We start from the raw sequence: 20,214 nt of genomic DNA, 5'->3' as shown, positions 1-20,214 counted from the left end.
AAACCGGGGCGGCAGTTTTGCTTTGGATGGGGGGAGGGGGCCGGTCAGAGGGCGGCGGCCTCCTGGTCGGTGAGGTAGCCGTATTTCACCATCTGGCGCACCACATAGTCCTGGCGCTGGTCGGCCAGGTCGGGGTTGGCGCTGAGGGAGTAGACCGAGGGCGCGTTGGGGATGCCCGCCAGAAGGGTGGCCTCGTAGGGGGTGATCTCGGCGGGGGTCTTGCCGAAATAGCCGGCGCAGGCCTCGGTGACCCCGTAGTAGCCGTCGCCGAAATAGATGGTGTTGACGTACAGCTCCAGAATTTCCCCTTTGGTGTAATGGCGCTCCAGGGCGAAGGCCATGAACACCTCGGCGATCTTGCGGGTGAACTCCTTCTCCTGGGTGAAGAACAGGTTTTTGGCTACCTGCTGGGTGATGGTGCTGCCGCCCTGGTCCAGGGTGCCGGTGGCCAGGTCGTAGATGGCCGCCCGGGTGATGGCGATGAGGTCGATGCCGCCGTGCTGGGTGAAGCGGTGGTCCTCCACCGCGATGACCGCGTTGAGATACAGCTGGGGCAGGTCGCTCAGGGGGGCGTAATCGGGGGCGGAGCGGATGGCGTCCACCGTGGCTTCCAGGCTCTGGTCCTCCAGGGCCCGGCGGTACAGCTGGTAGCCCCGGACGGTCAGCAGGCCGCCCGCCACCAGCGCGGCCGCCAGCGCCAGCACCAGCAGCCGCTTGAGCAGGTTCAGGAAAAATCGCATAACAATCATACCTCGTATGTAGGCGTTTTGACAGAATGGGGAGACGGGCTCCCTTTGCCCGCAGGGCCGCAGCTCTGCGGGACGTCCGGGCGGGCCCGTCCGGAAAACAGGGCTCCGCCTCGCTTATTATAACGCAGGACAGGCGGTTTTGACTACGGTGGCGGGGGAATTTCCAGCGAAACTCAAAGATGGACGGTCTTGATTTTCCCTTGAGATTCCCCCGGGGCCGTAGGCAGGGGACGGCCCTTGTGGTACAATGGGGTTGATTCAGGCGGCAGATTGGGCCGCCGCAGCCCCTCCCGGCCGGCCCCCGGGAAGGGGCGGATGCCATCGGGCTGGAGGTGAAACGGGATGAATGAGGACAAAACCATCCTGATCGTGGACGACGAAGCGGAACTGCTGGAGATGGTGCGGGGGATTTTTGTCCGGGCCGGCTACGGCCAGGTGATGACGGCAGGGAACGGCCCCCAGGCCCTGGCCCTGTGCGCCGCCCGGCGGCCGGACCTGGTGATTCTGGACGTGATGATGCCGGGGATGGACGGGTTTTCGGTGCTGCGGGAACTGCGCCGCACCAGCAGCGTGCCGGTGCTGATGCTCACCGCCCGCAGCGAGGCCGAGGACAAGTTCACCGGTTTTGAGAGCGGGGCCGACGACTATCTGGCCAAGCCCTTCCTGCCCCGGGAACTGCTGTTCCGGGCCCAGGCCATCCTGCGGCGCACCAGCCCCGCCACCGGGCACCGGGTCCGGCTGGCCGCCGCCGAGGTGGACATCGAGAACGCCGCCGTCCGCCGGGACGGCCAGACTTTCCCCCTGACCGCCAAGGAATTGCAGCTGTTCCGCAAGCTGTACGAGAACGCCGGCCGCATCGTCACCACCGGCGCCCTGTGCGAGACGGTCTGCGGGCCGGTCTGGCAGGGCTACGAGAGCACCCTGGCCACCCACATCCGCCATCTGCGGGAAAAAATGGAGGCGAACCCCTCCCGTCCGGTGTCCATCGTGACGGTGAAGGGCCTGGGCTATCGGCTGGATCTGCCCGACGCCAAGGGGGCGGGCCGATGAATCCCGTTCGACGCTTTTTCCGCCGGTATGTCTTTTCCACCGTGGGCCTGCTGGCCCTGCTGCTGTTCACCAACATTGCGGTGCTGGTGGTGCTGCTGGGGATCAGCGAGGTGAAAGGCCCTTCGGACCGGTTTCAGATTGTGGATTTCTGCGCCCATCTCCAGGGCGGCGGCAGCAGCTGGCAGGCCGACCCCGAGGCCATCGGGATGCTGAAAGAGGAGCGGGCCTGGGCCATGGTCCTCAGCCCGGCGGGACAGGTGGCCTGGGAATACCAGATGCCCGCCGAGCTGCCCCGGACCTATTCCTCCGGCGACATCGCCCAGTTCAGCCGTTGGTATCTGGAGGACTGGCCGGTCACCGTCTGGGCCCTGGACGACGGCAGCCTGGCGGTGGTGGGCCGGCCCAAGGGCTCCATGGCCAAGTATTACGTCTCCCTGGGCCGGGACTATTACGATTTTCTCACCACCCTGGCCTGCGGCATCTTTTATATCAATGTGCTGCTGGTGGTGGTGCTGTTCATCCACAGCGCCCGGCGGGTGGAAAAGGCCATGGGCCCCATCCTCAACGCCATCCGCAGCCTGGCCGACGGCAAGCCGGTCCGCCTCCAGGAGGACGGCGAGCTGGCCGAGATCAACACCAGCCTCAACCGGGCCGCCGCCTACATCACCCGCAAGGACAACACCCGGGCCGAATGGATTCGGGGCATCTCCCACGACATCCGCACCCCGCTGTCGGTGATTCTGGGGTATGCCAGCGAGCTGGAGGAGAGCGGGGAACTGCCGCCCTGGGCCCGGGAACAGGCGGGGGCCATCCGCCGCCAGAGCGAAAAGCTCACCAGCCTGGTGGCCGACCTGAACCTGACCACCCGGCTGGAATACGCCCTGCGGCCCATCGACCGGAAAAAGCTGGACGGGGTGGAGCTGGCCCGCCAGGCGGTGAGCGAGGTGCTCAACGACGGCCTGGCCGACTGCTACACCCTGACCTTCATGGAGGCCCACCCGGGCCGCCATCTGCCGGTGGCGGGGGACCCGGCCCTGCTGGACCGGATGCTCTCCAACCTGCTGCGCAACTGCATCCGCCACAACCCCGGCGGCTGCCGGATCACCGTGACGGTGGCTCCCGCCCCCGCCACCGCGGCGGGCTGCCTGTTCATCATCGCCGATGACGGCTGCGGGGTCAGCCCCGCCCAGCTCCAGACCCTCAACCGGGGCGGGCCGCTGGCCAGCACCCAGCCCGCCGACCCCGCCGGAGAGCACGGCCTGGGCCTGCGGATTGTCCGCCAGATTGTCCAGGCCCACCGGGGCCGCCTGTCCTTCTCCAACACCTCCCCCCACGGTTTGACCGTCACCATCTGGATCGGAGAAAAGTAGGGCGGTTGTCAAAACAGGGCGGTTATGTTAAAATGAAACAGAAAAATGTTTCGAAATCTACCCAATGGGTGTAAAAATGACCCGGGGGCGGGGCGCCCGCGGGGCGAGGGGGTCGAGGACTGTTGTTTTCCCACGAAGAAATCCAGAGCCTGAACGCGCTGGAAATGGCCGTCTACAACTACGTCACCAAAAACCGCGAAAAAGTCATCTACATGAAGATCCGGGAGCTGGCGGCCCAGGCGCATGTTTCCACCACCACGGTGCTGCATATGTGCAAAAAGTTCGGCTGCGACGGATACACCGAGTTCAAGCTCCAGCTCAAACAGGAGCTGCTGCAGGACAAAAAGGATGTGGCCGACCTGGACATCGCCGCGCTGCAGGATTTCCTGGTGCGGCTGTCCTCCCCCGCCATCCAGAGCCAGGTGGACCGGGCGGTCCAGCTGCTGCGGGGCGCGGGCCACATCCTGTTCATCGGGGTGGGCACCAGCAGCATCCTGGCCCAGTACGGCGCCCGGTACCTGTGCAACGTGGGGTATTTCGCCACCTTCATCGACGACCCCTTCACCCCCATCAATACCTGCATGACTACCCAGGCCCGCTTTGACAGCGTGGTGGTCATCGCCCTGTCGGTGTCGGGGGAGACCCGCCAGGTCATCGACATGGCCCGCCAGCTCAAGGAGCGGGGCTGTACCCTCATCTCCCTCACCAACAGCGCCAGCTGTACCCTGGCCCAGATCAGCGATCTGAACCTCAACTATTATATGGCCGACGTGCGGGTGGATGGATACTTTCAGCTCACCTGCCAGGCGCCGGTGCTCTGCCTGCTGGAGATGATCGGCCGCCGGATGTACCAGGCCCGGCCCGATCAGGACGGCGCTTCCGGCCTGGCCGTGCTGCCCGCAACCTGAAAACACACCCGCCACCCCGGAGCCCCGGGGTGTTTTTTATGCACCAGAGCAAAAACAAAACCGCCCGCCCAAAAAACAGGCTGTGAAGAAATTGGTCAAAAGTATCGAACGGCAGGGAGTGGAATTGCAGACATTGCACAAAAGAAAAAACGAATCGTTGCCGTTCAAAAACAAGTTATCTTGGGGTTGACCGGTTATTTTTGCCCTGAAAACCGATGACAAGGGCAAAAAAACGGATTATACTGGCTTCAGCAAGCGGGGCCGGGCGCCCCGACAGAGTCCACAAAAAACAAAAAACAGAAAGGAGAAACGTGCAATGGACGAGAATCTCACCGACGCCATCGTAATGAATCTGGTGGTGAACAGCGGCGAAGCCCGCAGCCTGGCCATGGAGGCCATCGGCCTGGCCGAGCAGGGCCAGTTCGAGGAGGCTGTCGCCAAGATCGCTGCCGCCCGCGACACCATCAACGCGGCCCACAACTTCCAGACCGAGCTGGTGCAGAAGGAGATCAACGGCGATGCGGTGCCGATGAGTCTGCTGATGTGCCACGGCCAGGATCACCTGATGACCGCCATGGTGGTCATTGATCTGGCCGAGAAGTTCATCGAAGTGTACAAGAAGATGGCCGGCTGAACCTGTCTGGCAAAAGGTTTACCTTTGAGAAGAAGATAAGGAGAGTGTGTTCTATGTTTAAGATTCGTCTGTTCTGCGCCGCCGGTATGTCCACCAGCCTGCTGGTCACCAAGATGCGCGCCGCCGCCAAGGAAATGGGCATTGAGGCCGACATCGAGGCCGCCGGCGAGACCAAGATGCGCGAGGAGACCGACGGCATCGACGTGGCTCTGCTGGGCCCCCAGATCCGCTACAAGCTGGCCGACGCCAAGAAGATCTGCGAGCCCAAGGGCGTGCCCGTGGACGTGATCCCCATGGTGGACTACGGCACCATGAACGGCAAGAAGGTCGTGGAGTTCGCTCTCAAGCTGGCCGGCAAGAAGTAAGCTTTGCCCCCGCCGAAACACCATTTGGAAGGACAGGGCTTTCGGCGTACCAGGGGACGGGTCTTCAACAACAGGAGCGTATCGTTATGAGCTTTAGCAAGGATTTTCTGTGGGGCGGCGCCGTGGCCGCCCACCAGCTGGAAGGCGCTTACCGTGAAGGCGGCAAGGGCCTGAGCATTGTGGACGTGGTCACCGCCGGCGACGTCCACACCCCCCGCCGTGTCACCGACGGCATCCAGGAAGGGGAGTTCTACCCCAACCACGAGGCCATCGACTTCTACCACCGCTACAAGGAGGACATCGCCCTCTTTGCCGAGATGGGCTTCAAGTGCTTCCGCACCTCCATCGCCTGGACCCGCATCTTCCCCAACGGCGACGAACTGACCCCCAACGAGGAGGGCCTGAAGTTCTACGACGATCTCTTTGACGAGTGCCATAAGTACGGCATCGAGCCGGTGGTCACCCTCAGCCACTTCGAGATGCCCCTCCACCTGACCGAGGTGTACGGCTCCTGGCGCAGCCGCAAGATGATCGAGTTCTTTGTCCGGTTCGCCCGCACCTGCTTTGAGCGGTACAAGGACAAGGTCAAGTACTGGATGACCTTCAACGAGATCAACAACCAGGCCAACTTCGCCCACGACAACAGCATGTACTTCAACTCCGGCTTCATCTGCAAGCCCGGCGAGGACCACGAGTACCTGATGTACCAGGCCGCCCACTATGAGCTGGTGGCCAGCGCCGAGGCCGTGAAGGTGGGCCATGAGATCAATCCCGACTTCAAGATCGGCTGCATGATCGCCATGACCCCCATCTATCCCGCCACCTGCAAGCCCGAGGACGTCATGATGGCCGAGCGGGCCATGCAGCGCCGCTTCTACTACATGGACGTCCACGCCAAGGGCTTCTATCCTCCCAACATCCTCAAGCACTGGGAGCGCAAGGGCTACCAGATGGACGTCACCGACCAGGATCTGGCCATCCTGAAGGAAGGCTGCGTGGATTACATCGGCTTCAGCTACTACATGACCTTCGCCATCCAGCACAAGGACGACAACCCCGCCTACGACTACCGCGAGAGCACCGACTTGACCCGGAATCCCTTCGTCCAGGCTTCGGACTGGGGCTGGCAGATCGACCCGGTGGGCCTGCGCTACGCCCTGAACTGGATGACCGACCGCTACACCCAGCCCCTGTTCATCGTGGAGAACGGCCTGGGCGCCTACGACACCGTCCTGCCCGACGGCTCCATCCAGGACGACTACCGCATCGCCTACTTCCAGCAGCACATCGCCGAGATGAAGAAGGCGGTGGAAGAGGACGGGGTCAACCTGATGGGCTACACCCCCTGGGGCTGCATTGACCTGGTCAGCGCCGGCACCGGCGAGATGGACAAGCGCTACGGCTTCATCTACGTGGACAAGCACAACGACCGCACCGGCACCCTGGCCCGCAGCCGGAAAAAGAGCTTCTACTGGTACAAGAAGGTCATCGCCACCAACGGCGAGGACCTGAGCAACGATTGAGAGAGAGGACACCATGGCAGGGATTTGTCTTACATTGGATGTGGGCGGCAGCTCCATCAAATACGCGCTGATTGATTCGGACCGGAACCTGACCCATCACGGCAAGGTCCCCTCGCCCCACGGCTCCCGCAGCGCCCATCTGGACGCCATGGCGGGGATTTATGAGCAGTTCCGGGGCCAGGTGGAGGGCATCGCCATCTCCTATCCCGGCATCATCGACAGCGAGGCCGGCATCTGCAAGACCACCGGCGCCCTGGAACTGGGCCTGGACTTCCCGCTGGTGCAGGAGCTGGAAGCCCGCTGCGGCGTGCCGGTGACGGTGATGAACGACGCCAAGGCCGCCGCCCTGGCGGAGGCCTCCTGGGGCGCCCTGGCCGGCTGCGCCGACGGCGTGGTGATTGTGCTGGGCACCGGCATCGGCGGCGCCCTGATCCAGGACGGCAAGGTCCGGATGGGCAAGCACTTCTCGGCGGGTGAGTTCAGCACCATCAGCATGGACGAGCACGTGGAGACCATCGAGCACACCTGGTGCGGCCTCAACGGCAGCAGCAAGCTGATCACCACCGCCGCCTATGCCAAAGGGGTGGACCCCGCCTCCATCAACGGCGAGGACGTGTTCTGCTGGGTGAACGAGGGGGACCCCGCCGTCTGCATGGCCCTGGACCGGTTCACCGCCCAGCTGGCGGTGATGATCCGCAACCTGCAGCTGATCTATGACCCCGAGCGGGTGGCCATCGGCGGCGGCATCTCCCAGCAGCCCAAGCTGATGGAATCCCTCCAGAAGAACCTGGACCAGCTCCACCGGATGGCCGCCATCTACGGGATGCCCGAGGCCCAGGTGGTCACCTGCAAGTACTACAACGACGCCAACCTCATCGGCGCATACGCCTATTACGTCCAGCGCCGGGGCTGATGCACGCCATCTCCGCCAGCCTGCGCCCTGACTGCGTGGACCGGTCCGGCCGCGCCGGCTGTCTTTCCTCTTAGCCCGAAGCCCCCCGCAGAGAGTGCACGTCTCTGCGGGGGGCTTCGTGTCGGTCCCAAAAACAAAAGCGCCCGTCCCCGGTTTTCCGGAGGCGGGCGCTTTGGCGTATCCATATCCAGGTCAGGACAGCTCAAACATGCCGTTGTAGAGCTGGTAGTATTCGCCCTTCTGGGCCAGCAGGGCGTCGTGGTCGCCCCGCTCCACAATCTGGCCCTGTTCCAGCACCATGATGGCGTTGGCGTTGCGGACGGTGGACAGGCGGTGGGCGATCACAAAGACGGTGCGGCCCTCCATCAGCTGGTCCATGCCCTTTTCGATCAGGGACTCGGTGCGGGTGTCGATGGAGCTGGTGGCCTCGTCCAGAATCAGCACCGGCGGGTCGGCCACCGCCGCCCGGGCGATGGCCAGCAGCTGCCGCTGGCCCTGGGACAGGCTGGCGCCGTCCGAGGTGATGCGGGTGTCGTAGCCCTGGGGCAGGCGGCGGATGAAGGAGTCGGCGTTGGCCACCTTGGCCGCCCGGATGATCTCCTCCCGGGTGGCGTCCAGCTTGCCGAAACGGATGTTGTCGGCGATGGTGCCGGTGAACAGGTGGGTGTCCTGCAGGACGATGCCCAAAGACCGGCGGAGGGAATCCTTGGCGATGTCCCGCACGTCGATGCCGTCGTAGGTGACGCTGCCGGCGTCGATGTCATAGAACCGGTTGATCAGGTTGGTGATGGTGGTCTTGCCGGCGCCGGTGGAGCCCACAAAGGCGATCTTCTGGCCCGGCTTTGCGTAGAGGCTGACGTTTTTCAGGATGGGATGGCCCGGCTCATAGCCGAAACTCACGTCGTGGAACCGCACATCCCCCCGCAGGGGCACCAGTTCGCCGTCCGGCTTCTGCCAGGCCCACAGCCCCGTCTTTTGGTCGCAGGCGGTGAGGACGCCGTCCTTCTCCCGGACGTTCACCAGGCGGATTTTCCCCTCGTCCACCTCGGGGTCCAGCCGCATGGCCTCAAAAATCCGCTCGGCGCCCGCCATGGCCGCCAGCAGGAAATTGCTCTGCTGGGTGAACTGGTTGATGGGCATGGCGGCCTGGCGGACAAACACCAGATAGCTGGACAGGCTGCCGATGTCGGTCATGCCGTTCAAAACCATCAGGCCCCCCACCACCGCCACCACGGCGTAATTGATATAGGAGATGCTCACCACCGCCGGCACCATGGTGGCGGCGTAGCTCTGGGCGCCGGTGCCGGCCTTGCGGAGGGTCTCGTTTTTCTCCCCGAAGATCCGGAGGTTTTCCGGCTCGTGGTTGAACACCTTCACCACCTTCTGGCCGCTGACCATCTCCTCGATGTAGCCGTTGACGTCCCCCAGGGCCGCCTGCTGGGTGGTGTAGTAGGAGGTGCTGCGCCTGGCGCTGAACCGGATGTACAGGAACATGGCCGCGTAGCCCACCACCACAATCAGGGACAGCCGCCAGTTCAGCACAAACAGCATCACCAAGGTGCCGGTCATCTGGATGAAGCTCTGGATGGTCATGGCGAAACTGTTGTTCAGGGCGTCGGCCACCGTGTCCACGTCGTTGGTGAAATAGCTCATGATGTCCCCGTGGAGCTGGGTGTCAAAGAACCGCAGGGGCAGGGACTGGATGTGGGCGAACAGGTCCCGCCGGATGTCGTACAGGACTTTCTGGGCGGCGTAGACCATGGTCTGGGTGTAGCCAAAGGCGGCCAGGGCGCCCACGCCGCAGATGAGGGCGGTGAGCAGCACCCCCCGGGCCAGGGCGCCGGCGTCCCCGGCGCCCACGCTGTTCACCACCGGGCGGATCATATAGGTACCCAGCAGGTTGCCCAGGGCGCTGATGGTCACCAGCACCGCCACCGCCAGAAACAGGAATTTGTGCTGCCCCATGTAGGACAGCAGGGTTTTCAGGGTGCGCCAGAAGTTCTTGGGCTTTTTACCCGTGATCTGCCGTGCCGGCATCCGCGCCGCCTCCTTTCATCTGAGAGTGATAGATTTCCTGGTAGATGGGGTCGGAGGCCAGCAGCTGGCTGTGGGTGCCCACAGCGTGAATCTGTCCGTCCTCCAGCACCACGATCTGGTCGGTGCCCATCACCGAAGTGACCCGCTGGGCGATGATGATTTTGGTGACGCCGGTCAGGTCGCTGAGGGCTTTGCGGATTTTGGCCTCGGTGGCGGTGTCCACCGCGCTGACCGAGTCGTCAAAAATCAGGATCTTGGGCTTTTTCAGCAGGGTGCGGGCGATGCACAGGCGCTGTTTCTGGCCGCCCGACACGTTGACGCCGCCCTGGCCCAGGTCGGCATCCAGGCCCCCGGGCATCCGGCGGAGAAATTCCTCCGCCTGGGCGGCCCGGCAGGCCGCCCACAGGGTCTCGTCGTCGGCGTCGGGATTGCCCCATTTCAGGTTGTCCCGCACCGTACCCGAAAACAGCACGTTTTTCTGTAAGACGATGCCCACGGCGTCCCGCAGGGCGGTCAGGTCGTAGCGGCGGACGTCCTGTCCGCCCACCAGAACCCGGCCCTCGGTGGCGTCGTACAGACGGGGAATCAGCTGCACCAGGGTGGACTTGGCCGAGCCGGTGCCGCCCAGAATCCCCACCGTCTGCCCCGGCTGGATGGTCAGGTTGATTCCCGCCAGGGCGTACTCGGCGGCGTCGGGGTGGTATTTGAAAGAGACATTCTCAAAGACCACGCCCCCGTCGGGGATTTCCTTCACGGCGTCTTGGGGGGAGGTGAGCTCGACCTCCTCGTCCAGCACCTCGGCGATCCGGTGGGCGCTGGCCAGGGAACGGGTCATCAGCAAAAACACGTTGGAAATCATCATCAGGGAGTTCATCACCTGCAGCACATAGCTGAGGAAGCTGGTGAGCCGGCCCACCGTCAAGGTCCCGGCCAGAATCATCTGCCCGCCAAACCAAAGGATCATCACCATGGCGGCGTACATGGTCAGCTGGAAGGCCGGCAGGTTCAGCACCGCCGTGCGGAAGGTGGAGAGGCTCACGTTCATCAGTTCGGTGTTGACCTGGCGGAACTTTTCCTCCTCGTACTGGCCCCGGACAAAGGCTTTTACCGCCCGGATGGCGGTGAGGCATTCCTGCACCACCGTGTTCAGGTGGTCCATGGCCTGCTGAAGCCGGGTGTACATGGGGGCGATCCGCCGCACCACCAACACCAGCACCAGGCCCAGGATGGGGGCGCAGACAAAGAACACCACCGCCAGCCGGGGGCTCATATAGAAGGACAAAGCCACACCCAGCACCAGCATGGCGGGACCCCGCACCATGGGCCGGAATCCGCCGTTGATGGCGTTCTGCACCACCGACACGTCGGTGGTCATCCGGGTGATGAGGGAAGAAGTCTCAAAGTGGTCCAGGTTGCCGAAGGCGTAGGCCTGGACCTTGGCGTATTGGGCCTGACGGATCCGGGCGCCGAAGCCGTAGGAGGCCCGGGCGGCGTATTTGGCGTACAGCAGGCCGGTGATGAGGGCCAGCAGGGCGCAGGCGGCCATTTCCAGGCCGATCCGCAGGATGACGGCCACATCCCGCTGGGCCACCCCCGCGTCGATGATCTGGCTCATGAGAATGGGTATGAACATCTCAAAGGCGCTCTCGATCACCACCAGCAGCATCCCCAGGGCCATGTCCCGGCGGTAGGGGCCCATGTATTGAAGCAGGCGTTTCAAATCCTTCACGGCGTTTCCTCCTTGGGGGCCGGTGCGGCCCGCAGATTTTCCCGGGCCCGGCGCAGGTAGTCGGCAAACTGCCGGGCCTCCTGGTCCGAAAAGCCCCGCAGCATCTGCTGTTCCATGGCCTGGCAGTCCTCCTGCCAGGCGTCGGCGGCGGCCCGGCCCGCCTCGGTCAGCTGGACGATGCCGGTGCGGCGGTCGTTCTGGTCCACCCGGCGGGTGATGAACCCGCCTTTTTCCAGCGAGTCCAGCATCCGGCAGACCGCCGCCGGGTCCACCTCAAAGTAACAGGCCAGATGCTTCTGGCTGCAGGGACCCTCCCGGGCCAGATAACAGATCAGCTTGGGCTGGCCGGGGCCCAGGCCCAGGGCGGCGCGGCCCGGCCGCAGCCAGGCGCGCTGGGCGTGGAACGCCCGGTACAGCAGCATGTGAAAGCCGTTTTCCATGGAAAAGGCTCCTTTCTTGATGTGTCAATGGTTGATATGTCAATGATTGTGCCACAGCTTTTTCATTATAGCGCAGCGGCGGCGGATGTCAAGCGGCCCCGCCGGGGGCCAAAGAGGGGAAAGTCCGCGGTTTTGTTGCATTTTTCGCCCCGTGATGCTACAATGATAGACCGAGTGAAACAAAGGAGGGCTGCACTGTGCAATACGCGCTGTTTATCCGCCCGGCGGCCACCATTTACGACCTGCCGGAGAAAACCCGTCCGGGCGAGGACGGGCAGCTGCTGTCCGCCATCGGGGACGAGGGCCTCTACGGCCAGAGCTGCCAGGTGGTGGACCACCCGGACGGGGAGGGAATGGTCCGGGTCTGCACCTTTTACGGCTATCCCGGCTATGTGGACCGGGAGGACCTGCTGTTCCTGACCGGGGAACAGCTGCGGGCCTATCTGTCCGCGCCGTCGGTGATGGCGGCCCGGGAGACCGACCTGCTGACCTGCCCCAAAGTGGCGGGGGTCCGGCTTTTGACGGTGGGCCGGGGCAGCCGGCTCCGCCTGGCCCCCGAAGGGGAGCCGGTGGAGGGCTGGACCCGGGTTCTGCTGGCGGACGGCCGGCCCGCCTGGGCCTGGAACCAGTCGCTGGAACCCCTGGCCTGGGAGGAGGACGCCGTCTTTACCCAGCGGGAGGGCCTGCCCTTTGACGACGCTTTGGCCCAGGCTCTGGGCATTCAGCCCGACCAGCTGGTCCAGCGGGCGCTGGACCGGTGGCACGGCGGGAACGAAGGGGCCTTCCGCCGGGCGGTCTGCGAGACGGCCCGGAAGTATCTGGGGGCCCAGTACCGCTGGGGCGGCAAGGCCGGGGCCGGGGTGGACTGTTCGGGCCTGGTGAGCAACGTCTATATGCAGAACGGGGTCCTCATCTACCGCAACGCCAGCATCAAGCCGGGCTGGCCGGTGCGGGAGATTCCCCGCGCCGCCATGCAGCCGGGAGACACCCTGTATTTCCCCGGCCATGTGGCCCTCTATCTGGGGGAGGGGATGTACATCCACTCCACCGGTGCGGCGGCCAGCGGCGGGGTGGTGTACAACAGCCTGGACCCGGCCAGCCCCCTCTACCGGGAGGACCTGGACCGGAAGCTCACAGCCGTGGGCACGATATTTTGAACGGTGAAAGGGGAGACGCCCACCATGAAAGTATGGGATCTGCACTGCGATACCCTCAGCGAGCTGCGCCACGCCGAAAAGGAAGGCCGGCCGGCGAATTTTGAACACAACGACCTCCACATCGACCTGACCCGGCTGGAGGCGGGGGACTATATGCTCCAGTGCCTGGCGGCCTTTGTGAACCTGGGCTCGGGGGAGGACCCTCTGGTCACCGCCCTGGAAGAAATCGACATCTTCAAGCGGATCATGGCGGCCTATCCCGACCGGATCGCCCCGGTGTACACTGCCGCCGACATCGCCCGCAACGCCGCCGCCGGAAAGATCAGCGCCCTGCTGACGGTGGAGGAGGGCGGCTGCTGCAAGGGGAGCCTGGGGGTCCTGCGGCGGCTGTATGAGCTGGGGGTCCGGATGATGACCCTCACCTGGAACTACGACAACCAGCTGGCGGCCTCCAATGTCAAGGCGGAGGGGCCCCAGCTGTGGCCCTGCCCGCCCGACGCCCACCACGGCCTCACCGACACCGGCCTGGCCTTCCTGGCCGAGATGGAGCGGCTCCGCATGATCGTGGACGTGAGCCACCTGTCCGACCGGGGATTCTGGGACGTGGTGGAACACAGCACCCGGCCCTTTGCGGCCAGCCATTCCAACTGCCGGGCGATGGCCCCCCACTGCCGCAACCTCACCGACGAGATGATCCGGGCCATGGCCGAACGGGGCTGCATTGCGGGCCTGAACTACTGCACCGCCTTCCTGGACGACCAGCCCGACCCGGCCCTCTGCCGCAGCACCGCCGCCCTCATCGCCAAACACGCGGCCCACTTCAAGCGGGTGGGCGGGGTGCAGATGATCGCCCTGGGCAGCGACTTTGACGGCATCGGCGGGCCGCTGGAACTGGACAGCTGCGACAAAATGCCCCTGCTGGCCGACGCCCTGCGGAAAGAAGGCTTCACCGAGGACGAGGTGGAAGGGATCTTCTGGCGCAACGCCCGGCGGTTCTTTGAAGAAAATCTGTGACCAAAGCGCAATATCCAGGCGGAATTCTACCGGCTGGACATGGATAAGATTTACAAACTGAAAAACAGACGAGGAATGATACAAAATGGATCGGAACATGACCCTGGAAAAGCGGATTGCGGCGGAGCTCTATTCCTATCATGGCCAGATGAGCGTCTTTGTGGACGACCTGCAGGGCCATACGGTGGAGATGGGGGCCGACGAATCCTTTGAGACGGCCTCCACCATCAAGGCGTATATCCTGGCGGCTTTGTACCTGCAGGCCAGCCGGGGCAAGGCCAGCCTGGAGGACACCGTCACCTACCGGCCGGAACACTTTGTGGACGGCTCGGGGATGCTGCGGGCCCTGGGGGTGGGGGCGGCCCTCAAGGTGAAGGACGCCGCCACCATGATGATTATCTGTTCGGACAACATCGCCACCAACATGATCATCGATTACCTGGGCCTGGAGGAGATCAACCGGTGCATTCAGGAGCTGGGGTTTGAGCATACGGTGCTCCACAACCCCCTCCACTTTGACCGGTACGACAAGCTGGGCACCACCACACCCCGGGATTATGCGGGCCTGTTCGCCCGGGTGGCCCGCGGGACCCTGGTGAGCCGGGAGGCCAGCGCCGACATGCTGGCTATCTTCCGGGCCCAGCACTACAACACCATGCTGACCGGGAATTTCCCGCCCTACTACCTGGACTGCGAGGAGACCGGGGAGGAGGAGCTGATCTGGGTGGCCAGCAAGAGCGGCAGCATGAACGCCTGCCGCAACGACGGCGGCATCGTTCACACCCCCTACGGGGAGTACGTCATCGTCCTGATGAATAAAAATTTTGACGACATCATTGAATACAACGCTCACCCCGCCATGGTATACGGTGCGAAGGTGAGCCGGATGATCCTGGACCAGGTGCTGGCCTGTGAGGGCCGGCTGTGGCTGTAAGGGAAAGCAAAAACGAGAGGAGAAACATTTTATGGGAGAAATCACGGTAAGCGGCCCCATGCTGCTTTTTCTGATCTGCATGACGGGTTTTGCGGGGATTGTGGACTCGGCGGCGGGCGGCGGCGGACTCATCAGCCTGCCGGCCTACCTGTTTGCGGGGCTGCCGGTCCACTATACTTACGGCACCAACAAGTTCAGCGCCGCCTGCGGCACCACCTTTGCCACCGGCAAGTTCCTGCGCAGCGGAGCTCTGGACGTGAAGGTGGGATTGCTGGCGGCGGCCGGCAGTTTTGTGGGCAGCGCCGCCGGCAGCCACATTGCGGTCTGGCTCAGCGACGGGGCACTGCGGCTGATGATGCTGTGCATCCTGCCGGTGGCGGCGGTCATCATCCTGACCCAGTGGAAGGCCCCCGACCGGGACTGCGGCGACTGCGCCCTGACCCGGCTGCGGGCGGTCCAGGCCCTGGCCATCGGCGTGGGTATCGGGTGTTACGACGGCCTGTTCGGCCCGGGAACCGGGACCTTTGCCATCATTGCGTTCAGCACCATCATGGGGTTTGACATGCGGCGGGCCAGCGGCAACGCCAAGGTCCTGAACATGGCCAGCAACTACGCCAGCCTGGTGACCTATCTGGCTTCGGGGCTGGTGGTGTTCCACATCGCCATTCCCTGCGCCATCAGCGGCATTGTGGGGAACCTCATCGGGTCCCGTCTGGCCCTCAAGGGCGGCGCCAAGGTGATCCGCCCCATGATGATGGTGGTTCTGGTTCTTCTCCTTGGCCGCCTCACCATGGAAGCCGTGGGCTGACCTACTTTTTCAGAGAAAAAGTAGGCAAGTTCCTTTTTCGAGAAAAAGGAACCAAAAAGCTTTTCACTGGGTACCATGAACTCTGGCCGCTCTTTATGAGGCCCAGCCGGCGGCAAGGTCTCAGCCTCTTTATCAGGTTCCCGGCCTGCGGCCCTGTGAGTCCGAACTTTTGTGCAGTTTGCTTTTTGAATGCCGGACGGCATTCCCAGCGCAGCGAACAAAGCCGAAAAGCAAGAGAGCACCTAAGGTAAACCAGCATCCTGCCGCTTTCGTCCGCAGGACATGGTGTATATGTTTGTCGCGGCGCTTGTTGTGCCAAACTGTAGATGTGGCGCATCAGCGCCGTTTTTGTATCATAAAGAAAGGAGAGGCCCCCAATGGGTGACTATGAATGGATGGGCGCTGCCCTGGAGGAAGCCAGAAAGGCGGCGGAACTGGGAGAGGTGCCGGTGGGTGCGGTGATCGTCCGCCGGGGCGAAATCGTGGCGGCGGCCCATAATACCCGGGAAACCCAGCGCAACGCCACCCATCACGCCGAATTGCTGGCCATTGACGCCGCCTGTAAGGCCCTGGGCGGCTGGCGTCTGTGGGAGTGCGAGCTGTTCGTCACCCTGGAACCCTGCCCCATGTGCGCCGGAGCCATCATCAACAGCCGGCTCCGTCGGGTGGTGTATGGCGCCGCCGATACCAAGGCCGGGTGCTGCGGGTCGGTGACCGACCTGTTCGCGTTGCCCTTCAACCATCACCCGGTGGTGGAAAAGGGCCTGCGGGCCGAGGAGGCCGGGGAACTGCTGGCCGGGTTCTTTGCCCGGCTGCGGGCCGAACGGGGCAAAAAGCCCCGCTGGACCCCGCCCGGCCGTCCCTGAAAGCCCCCGAAAAAAATATTTTCCGCCAGACACTTCCCTTTTTCGCGCCGGTGGTGTATAATATACGATGGTATTTTGCCGAAAATGCCCGCTTTTTTGCCCCAAAATGCCGCAGTGCCGGCGATTCCGGCAGGGAAAGTATTGGCGGCGCGGCGGCGGGCGGCAGGGTATCCAACGACCTTTCAGGAGAAACAGCCTATGCACGAAGACGAATTTGAGCTGACTTTTGAGCTGGAACCACCCGCACCGGCCCCGCAGCCCAAACAGGACGTGCCTGCGTCCTTTGCGCCGGAGCAGGAAAAAGCTCCCGCCGCAGAGGCTCCGGCTGCAGCCGAGCCGCCTGAACTGCCTGTGGAGGAGCCCCCTGCAGCGACTGCATCGGAGCCCCGTCCCGCACCGGCCCGGCCGGCGGCGGAACCTTCCGCCCCGCAGCCCTGCCATACCCCCGCCCGCGGGGTGTTGATCTCGGGGGGCGACCGGGGCATCGGCGCAGCGGCAGCCCGCGCCTTTTATCAGGCGGGGTATCGGGTGGCGGTGCTCTACCACACCAACACCCAGGCCGCCGCAGCCCTGGAGGCCAGCCTGCCCGGCTGTATCGCCCTCCAGTGCGACGTGGCCAGCCGTTCGGCCTGTGAGGCGGCGTTTGCCGCGGCCGCCGCGGCCCTGGGCCATGTGGACATTCTGGTCTGCAACGCCGGCATCGCCCAGCAGAAGCTCTTCACCGACATCACCCCCGACGAGTGGCAGCGTATGCTGGACGTCAACCTGACCGGTGCCTTCCACCTGTGCCAGCTGGCGCTGCCCGGGATGATCCGCCGCAAGTGGGGGCGGATTCTCACGGTGAGCAGTATGTGGGGCCAGACCGGCGGCAGCTGCGAGGTCCATTATTCGGCGGCCAAGGCCGGCCTGATCGGCCTGACCAAAGCCCTGGCCCGGGAGGAGGGGCCCAGCGGCATCACGGCCAACTGTGTGGCCCCCGGCGTCATCGACACCGATATGATGGCGTCCTTTACCGATGCGGACCGGGAGGCCCTGGCGGAAGAAACCCCGGTGGGCCGCCTGGGCAGCGCAGAGGAGGTGGCCCGGGCCCTGCTGTTCCTGGCAGGGGAAGAGGCCGGGTATATCACGGGGCAGGTGTTCGGCGTAAATGGCGGGCTGGTGATTTGAACCGTCCCGCCGCCTGACCTCTGGAGCAAAAAGGAGAGAGAAATATGGGCATGACCTTAAAAGAGATGCTGCGCAAAGGCGCCAACGAGGGGACCGTCAACGCGGACGAAGTGCGCGCACTGGCGCAGGAATGCGGCCTGGACACCGAGAGCCTGTACACCATTCTGGAGGAACGGGGGATCAAGATCCAGGAGAACGAGGCATCCCTGGACGTGGACGGCATCCTGGCAGAGGTGGAGAGCGCCGAGAACAGCGCCAACGACGACTACGACGAGCCCGAGGAGGACCGTCTGGAGGAGAATCCCGCCGACCTGAAGGCGGCGATGGATGAGCTGCTGGACGACCCCGTCAAGAATTACTTAAAGCAGATCGGCCAGATTCCGCTGTTGTCGGCGGAGCAGGAGGTGGAGCTGAGCCGCCGGATTCATGCCGGCGCCGAGGCAGCCCGCATCCTGCAGGCCGACCGCCGCAAGTACAACCGCCCCGATTACATCAAGCGCAACACCGCCCGGTTCTCGTTTGAGGAGGACGAGAACTCCCCCGACTACGAGGAGCCGGAGGAGGATCTGGACCCCGAGGACCGCAAGGATAAAGAGAACCCGGAGGAATCCGCCGAGGAGGCCGCCGAGGTGAAGGAAGCCATGGAGGCCGTCGAGGACGGCCCCCTGACCGACGAGCGCCGGGAAGAGCTGATGAAGGCCCGTCAGGACGGCCTGAACGCCCGCCGCAGCCTCAGCGAGGCCAACCTGCGCCTGGTGGTGTCCATCGCCAAGAAGCATGTGGGCCATAACCTGGCGTTCCTGGACCTGATTCAGGAGGGCAACATCGGCCTGATCAAGGCCGCCGAAAAGTTCGACTGCGCCCGCGGCTTCCGGTTCTCCACCTACGCCACCTGGTGGATTCGCCAGGCCATCACCCGCGCCATCGCGGACCAGGCCCGCACCATCCGCATCCCGGTGCACATGGTGGAGACCATCAACCGGATGCGCCAGGCCACCAGCCAGCTGGTGTACCAGAACGGCCACGAGCCCACCGCCGAGGAACTGGCCAAGGCCATGGACATGACGGTGGAGCGCGTCCGGGAGATTCAGCGGATGGCCCAGGAGCCCGCCAGCCTGGAGAGCCCGGTGGGTGAGGAGGAGGACTCCTCCCTGGGCGATTTCGTGGCCGACGAGAACGCCGAGGCCCCCGGCAAGGCCGCTGACCGCGCCATGGTGGCCCAGCAGATCAACCTGGCCCTCAAGAGCCTGACCCCCCGCGAGGAGAAGGTCATCCGCCTGCGCTTCGGCCTGGACGACGGCCGTCCCCGCACCCTGGAGGAAGTGGGCCGCGACTTTGGCGTCACCCGTGAGCGTGTCCGCCAGATCGAGGCCAAGGCCATCCGCAAGCTCCACAGCCGCAAGTGCCTGACCCTCCTCAACGGCCTTATCGAGTGATGCCGGGCCAAACGCCCCGGCCTACTTGCACAGAGTGCTCAAATATGGTATAATAACCGCCAAAGCGGTTATTGGACCCAGAGGAATGTGCTTCGCACAGACTGGTTTTTGTCCGCTCCGGCAGACACGGTATAATAGCCGTCAAAGCGGCTATTGGACCGAGAAGTGCGTGCTTCGCACAGATTGGTTTTTGTCCGCTCCGGCGGACACGGTATAATAACCGCCAAGGCGGCTATTGGACCGAGAAGTGCGTGCTCCGCACGGATTGGTTTTTGTCCGCTCCGGCGGACACGGTATAATAACCGCCAAAGCGGTTATTGGACCGAGAAGTGCGCGCTTCGCACGGATTGGTTTTTGTCTGCTTTGGCAGACACGGTATAATAATTATCTGCACGGTGCGTCCGCTTTTGGCGGACCGCCGTGCAGTCCGATGCGCCATCGCCAAGCGGTAAGGCAGGGGACTTTGACTCCCCCATCGCAGGTTCGACTCCTGCTGGCGCAACTGAAAACCCCGCATGGAGGCTTTAGAGCCTCTGTGCGGGGTTTTTGTTGTTTGGATGGGAAAAGTTATGCCCGGGAGGCAAAACCCTTCCAGGGGCCTTGTTTCCCTTTCTGCTGCACGGGGCGTCCTGCGGCCCTGCCGCGCCGCAAAAAGCCGCCCTCCCGGCTTTGTCCGGCCCCGCCTTGTCGGCCCCTGGCTGTTCCCGCGGGTCACCCAAAGGCCTCCGGCCGCTCCCTCACGGCTCTGAGCCGGGTTCCGGGCCGCCCCGACGGCCCTGGCATTCCTTGTCGGCCCCTGACTGTTCCCGCGGGTCACCCAAAGGCCTCCGGCCGCTCCCTCCCGACTCTGGGCCGGGTTCCGGGCCGCCCCGACGGCCCTGGTTTCCTTGTCGGCCTCAAACGGCCCCGGCGGGCCTCCAATGGTCCCGCGCCCCCGCTCCTGCGGGACCTGCAAGGAGGACGGGCCTTTGGGGTTCCCGGCCGGGCCGGTCATCGGGTTCTATCCCAAACCGGTGGAAGTCGTCTTTCTCTTCGTAAAAGGCGGTGTGTGCCGCCATCGGCGCACAGCGTCTTTTGCCTCTCTCTTTAACTCTCTCTATTGAGAGAGACAGGA

General features: G+C 64.1%; 18 protein-coding genes and 1 tRNA gene. 15 read left to right on the top strand and 4 right to left on the bottom strand.

Annotated elements, in window-relative coordinates; all coding sequences use genetic code 11:
- Positions 1 to 44: 44 nt before the first annotated feature.
- Entirely contained in the window at positions 45 to 740 is a 696-nt protein-coding gene (locus B5F27_RS11425; protein WP_087367772.1) for a biosynthetic peptidoglycan transglycosylase, read from the bottom strand.
- A gap of 351 nt (positions 741 to 1,091) precedes the next feature.
- On the opposite strand from B5F27_RS11425, the gene B5F27_RS11420 reads away from it, so the two are divergent.
- From B5F27_RS11420 to B5F27_RS11390, 7 genes are all read left to right on the top strand, one after another.
- Positions 1,092 to 1,799, top strand: a complete 708-nt coding sequence (locus tag B5F27_RS11420; RefSeq protein WP_087248550.1) for a response regulator transcription factor — start codon at positions 1,092 to 1,094, stop codon at positions 1,797 to 1,799.
- Positions 1,796 to 3,169, top strand: a complete 1,374-nt coding sequence (locus B5F27_RS11415) for a HAMP domain-containing sensor histidine kinase (RefSeq protein WP_087367770.1) — start codon at positions 1,796 to 1,798, stop codon at positions 3,167 to 3,169. Before B5F27_RS11420 ends, B5F27_RS11415 begins: the two co-directional genes overlap by 4 nt.
- Before the next feature lie 122 nt (positions 3,170 to 3,291).
- On the top strand, positions 3,292 to 4,077 hold the full coding sequence (locus B5F27_RS11410; RefSeq protein ID WP_087248554.1) for a MurR/RpiR family transcriptional regulator: 786 nt from the start codon (positions 3,292 to 3,294) through the stop codon (positions 4,075 to 4,077).
- A 316-nt stretch (positions 4,078 to 4,393) separates the two neighbouring features.
- The gene (locus tag B5F27_RS11405) at positions 4,394 to 4,711 is read left to right on the top strand and encodes a PTS lactose/cellobiose transporter subunit IIA (RefSeq protein ID WP_087248556.1); all 318 of its coding nucleotides are present in this window, start codon (positions 4,394 to 4,396) and stop codon (positions 4,709 to 4,711) included.
- Between the two features lie 53 nt (positions 4,712 to 4,764).
- Positions 4,765 to 5,076 carry a PTS sugar transporter subunit IIB gene (locus tag B5F27_RS11400; protein WP_087248558.1) on the top strand — a complete coding sequence of 104 codons (312 nt, stop codon included), beginning with the start codon at positions 4,765 to 4,767 and terminating at the stop codon, positions 5,074 to 5,076.
- A gap of 86 nt (positions 5,077 to 5,162) precedes the next feature.
- Complete coding sequence (locus tag B5F27_RS11395; protein ID WP_087367767.1) at positions 5,163 to 6,599, top strand: 6-phospho-beta-glucosidase; 1,437 nt, start codon at positions 5,163 to 5,165, stop codon at positions 6,597 to 6,599.
- 13 nt (positions 6,600 to 6,612) lie between these two features.
- A complete protein-coding gene (locus B5F27_RS11390) occupies positions 6,613 to 7,512 on the top strand; it encodes an ROK family protein (RefSeq protein ID WP_087367764.1) in 900 nt (299 codons plus the stop codon).
- 192 nt (positions 7,513 to 7,704) lie between these two features.
- Here B5F27_RS11390 and B5F27_RS11385 read toward each other — a convergent pair whose 3' ends face one another.
- From B5F27_RS11385 to B5F27_RS11375, 3 genes are read right to left on the bottom strand one after another with little or no spacing between them, the layout of a single operon-like run.
- Positions 7,705 to 9,549: an ABC transporter ATP-binding protein gene (locus tag B5F27_RS11385; protein ID WP_087367761.1), complete on the bottom strand. Its 1,845-nt coding sequence runs from the start codon at positions 9,547 to 9,549 to the stop codon at positions 7,705 to 7,707.
- Positions 9,524 to 11,278, bottom strand: a complete 1,755-nt coding sequence (locus tag B5F27_RS11380; RefSeq protein WP_087367758.1) for an ABC transporter ATP-binding protein — start codon at positions 11,276 to 11,278, stop codon at positions 9,524 to 9,526. The genes B5F27_RS11385 and B5F27_RS11380 overlap by 26 nt, the downstream gene beginning before the upstream one ends.
- Positions 11,275 to 11,718, bottom strand: coding sequence for a MarR family transcriptional regulator (locus tag B5F27_RS11375; protein WP_087367755.1), 444 nt, complete (start codon positions 11,716 to 11,718; stop codon positions 11,275 to 11,277). Before B5F27_RS11375 ends, B5F27_RS11380 begins: the two co-directional genes overlap by 4 nt.
- A 197-nt stretch (positions 11,719 to 11,915) precedes the next feature.
- Between B5F27_RS11375 and B5F27_RS11370 the strand changes: the two genes are divergently transcribed.
- The 8 genes from B5F27_RS11370 (at position 11,916) to B5F27_RS11335 (ending at position 19,602) form a co-directional block, all read left to right on the top strand.
- Positions 11,916 to 12,875, top strand: coding sequence for a C40 family peptidase (locus B5F27_RS11370; RefSeq protein WP_087367751.1), 960 nt, complete (start codon positions 11,916 to 11,918; stop codon positions 12,873 to 12,875).
- 24 nt (positions 12,876 to 12,899) lie between these two features.
- On the top strand, positions 12,900 to 13,889 hold the full coding sequence (locus tag B5F27_RS11365) for a dipeptidase (RefSeq protein WP_087367748.1): 990 nt from the start codon (positions 12,900 to 12,902) through the stop codon (positions 13,887 to 13,889).
- 85 nt (positions 13,890 to 13,974) lie between these two features.
- On the top strand, positions 13,975 to 14,823 hold the full coding sequence (locus B5F27_RS11360; protein ID WP_087367745.1) for a serine hydrolase: 849 nt from the start codon (positions 13,975 to 13,977) through the stop codon (positions 14,821 to 14,823).
- A gap of 31 nt (positions 14,824 to 14,854) precedes the next feature.
- On the top strand, positions 14,855 to 15,631 hold the full coding sequence (locus B5F27_RS11355) for a TSUP family transporter (protein ID WP_087367742.1): 777 nt from the start codon (positions 14,855 to 14,857) through the stop codon (positions 15,629 to 15,631).
- Positions 15,632 to 16,008: 377 nt separating this feature from the next.
- Positions 16,009 to 16,497, top strand: a complete 489-nt coding sequence (locus B5F27_RS11350) for a nucleoside deaminase (RefSeq protein WP_087367739.1) — start codon at positions 16,009 to 16,011, stop codon at positions 16,495 to 16,497.
- Between the two features lie 198 nt (positions 16,498 to 16,695).
- Positions 16,696 to 17,664, top strand: coding sequence for an SDR family NAD(P)-dependent oxidoreductase (locus B5F27_RS11345; protein ID WP_087248582.1), 969 nt, complete (start codon positions 16,696 to 16,698; stop codon positions 17,662 to 17,664).
- Between the two features lie 44 nt (positions 17,665 to 17,708).
- The gene (locus tag B5F27_RS11340; RefSeq protein WP_087248584.1) at positions 17,709 to 19,100 is read left to right on the top strand and encodes a sigma-70 family RNA polymerase sigma factor; all 1,392 of its coding nucleotides are present in this window, start codon (positions 17,709 to 17,711) and stop codon (positions 19,098 to 19,100) included.
- A gap of 431 nt (positions 19,101 to 19,531) precedes the next feature.
- Positions 19,532 to 19,602, top strand: a tRNA-Gln gene (locus B5F27_RS11335).
- Positions 19,603 to 20,214: the final 612 nt, after the last annotated feature.

It is taken from the genome of Faecalibacterium sp. An192 (assembly GCF_002160175.1).
Classification (GTDB): Bacteria; Bacillota; Clostridia; order Oscillospirales; family Ruminococcaceae; genus Faecalibacterium.
The sequence above is the reverse complement of the archived record's forward strand: the minus strand, read 5'-3'. Positions and strand labels throughout refer to the sequence as shown.

Excerpts from the sequence above, each read along its gene's own strand:
- B5F27_RS11385 (WP_087367761.1), bottom strand. The coding sequence starts at position 9,549 with ATGCCGGCACGGCAGATCACGGGTAAAAAGCCCAAGAACTTCTGGCGC.
- B5F27_RS11395 (WP_087367767.1), top strand. The coding sequence starts at position 5,163 with ATGAGCTTTAGCAAGGATTTTCTGTGGGGCGGCGCCGTGGCCGCCCAC.
- B5F27_RS11400 (WP_087248558.1), top strand. The coding sequence starts at position 4,765 with ATGTTTAAGATTCGTCTGTTCTGCGCCGCCGGTATGTCCACCAGCCTG.
- B5F27_RS11350 (WP_087367739.1), top strand. The coding sequence starts at position 16,009 with ATGGGTGACTATGAATGGATGGGCGCTGCCCTGGAGGAAGCCAGAAAG.
- B5F27_RS11360 (WP_087367745.1), top strand. The coding sequence starts at position 13,975 with ATGGATCGGAACATGACCCTGGAAAAGCGGATTGCGGCGGAGCTCTAT.
- B5F27_RS11345 (WP_087248582.1), top strand. The coding sequence starts at position 16,696 with ATGCACGAAGACGAATTTGAGCTGACTTTTGAGCTGGAACCACCCGCA.
- B5F27_RS11390 (WP_087367764.1), top strand. The coding sequence starts at position 6,613 with ATGGCAGGGATTTGTCTTACATTGGATGTGGGCGGCAGCTCCATCAAA.
- B5F27_RS11415 (WP_087367770.1), top strand. The coding sequence starts at position 1,796 with ATGAATCCCGTTCGACGCTTTTTCCGCCGGTATGTCTTTTCCACCGTG.
- B5F27_RS11405 (WP_087248556.1), top strand. The coding sequence starts at position 4,394 with ATGGACGAGAATCTCACCGACGCCATCGTAATGAATCTGGTGGTGAAC.
- B5F27_RS11375 (WP_087367755.1), bottom strand. The coding sequence starts at position 11,718 with ATGGAAAACGGCTTTCACATGCTGCTGTACCGGGCGTTCCACGCCCAG.
- B5F27_RS11340 (WP_087248584.1), top strand. The coding sequence starts at position 17,709 with ATGGGCATGACCTTAAAAGAGATGCTGCGCAAAGGCGCCAACGAGGGG.
- B5F27_RS11425 (WP_087367772.1), bottom strand. The coding sequence starts at position 740 with ATGCGATTTTTCCTGAACCTGCTCAAGCGGCTGCTGGTGCTGGCGCTG.
- B5F27_RS11420 (WP_087248550.1), top strand. The coding sequence starts at position 1,092 with ATGAATGAGGACAAAACCATCCTGATCGTGGACGACGAAGCGGAACTG.
- B5F27_RS11365 (WP_087367748.1), top strand. The coding sequence starts at position 12,900 with ATGAAAGTATGGGATCTGCACTGCGATACCCTCAGCGAGCTGCGCCAC.
- B5F27_RS11355 (WP_087367742.1), top strand. The coding sequence starts at position 14,855 with ATGGGAGAAATCACGGTAAGCGGCCCCATGCTGCTTTTTCTGATCTGC.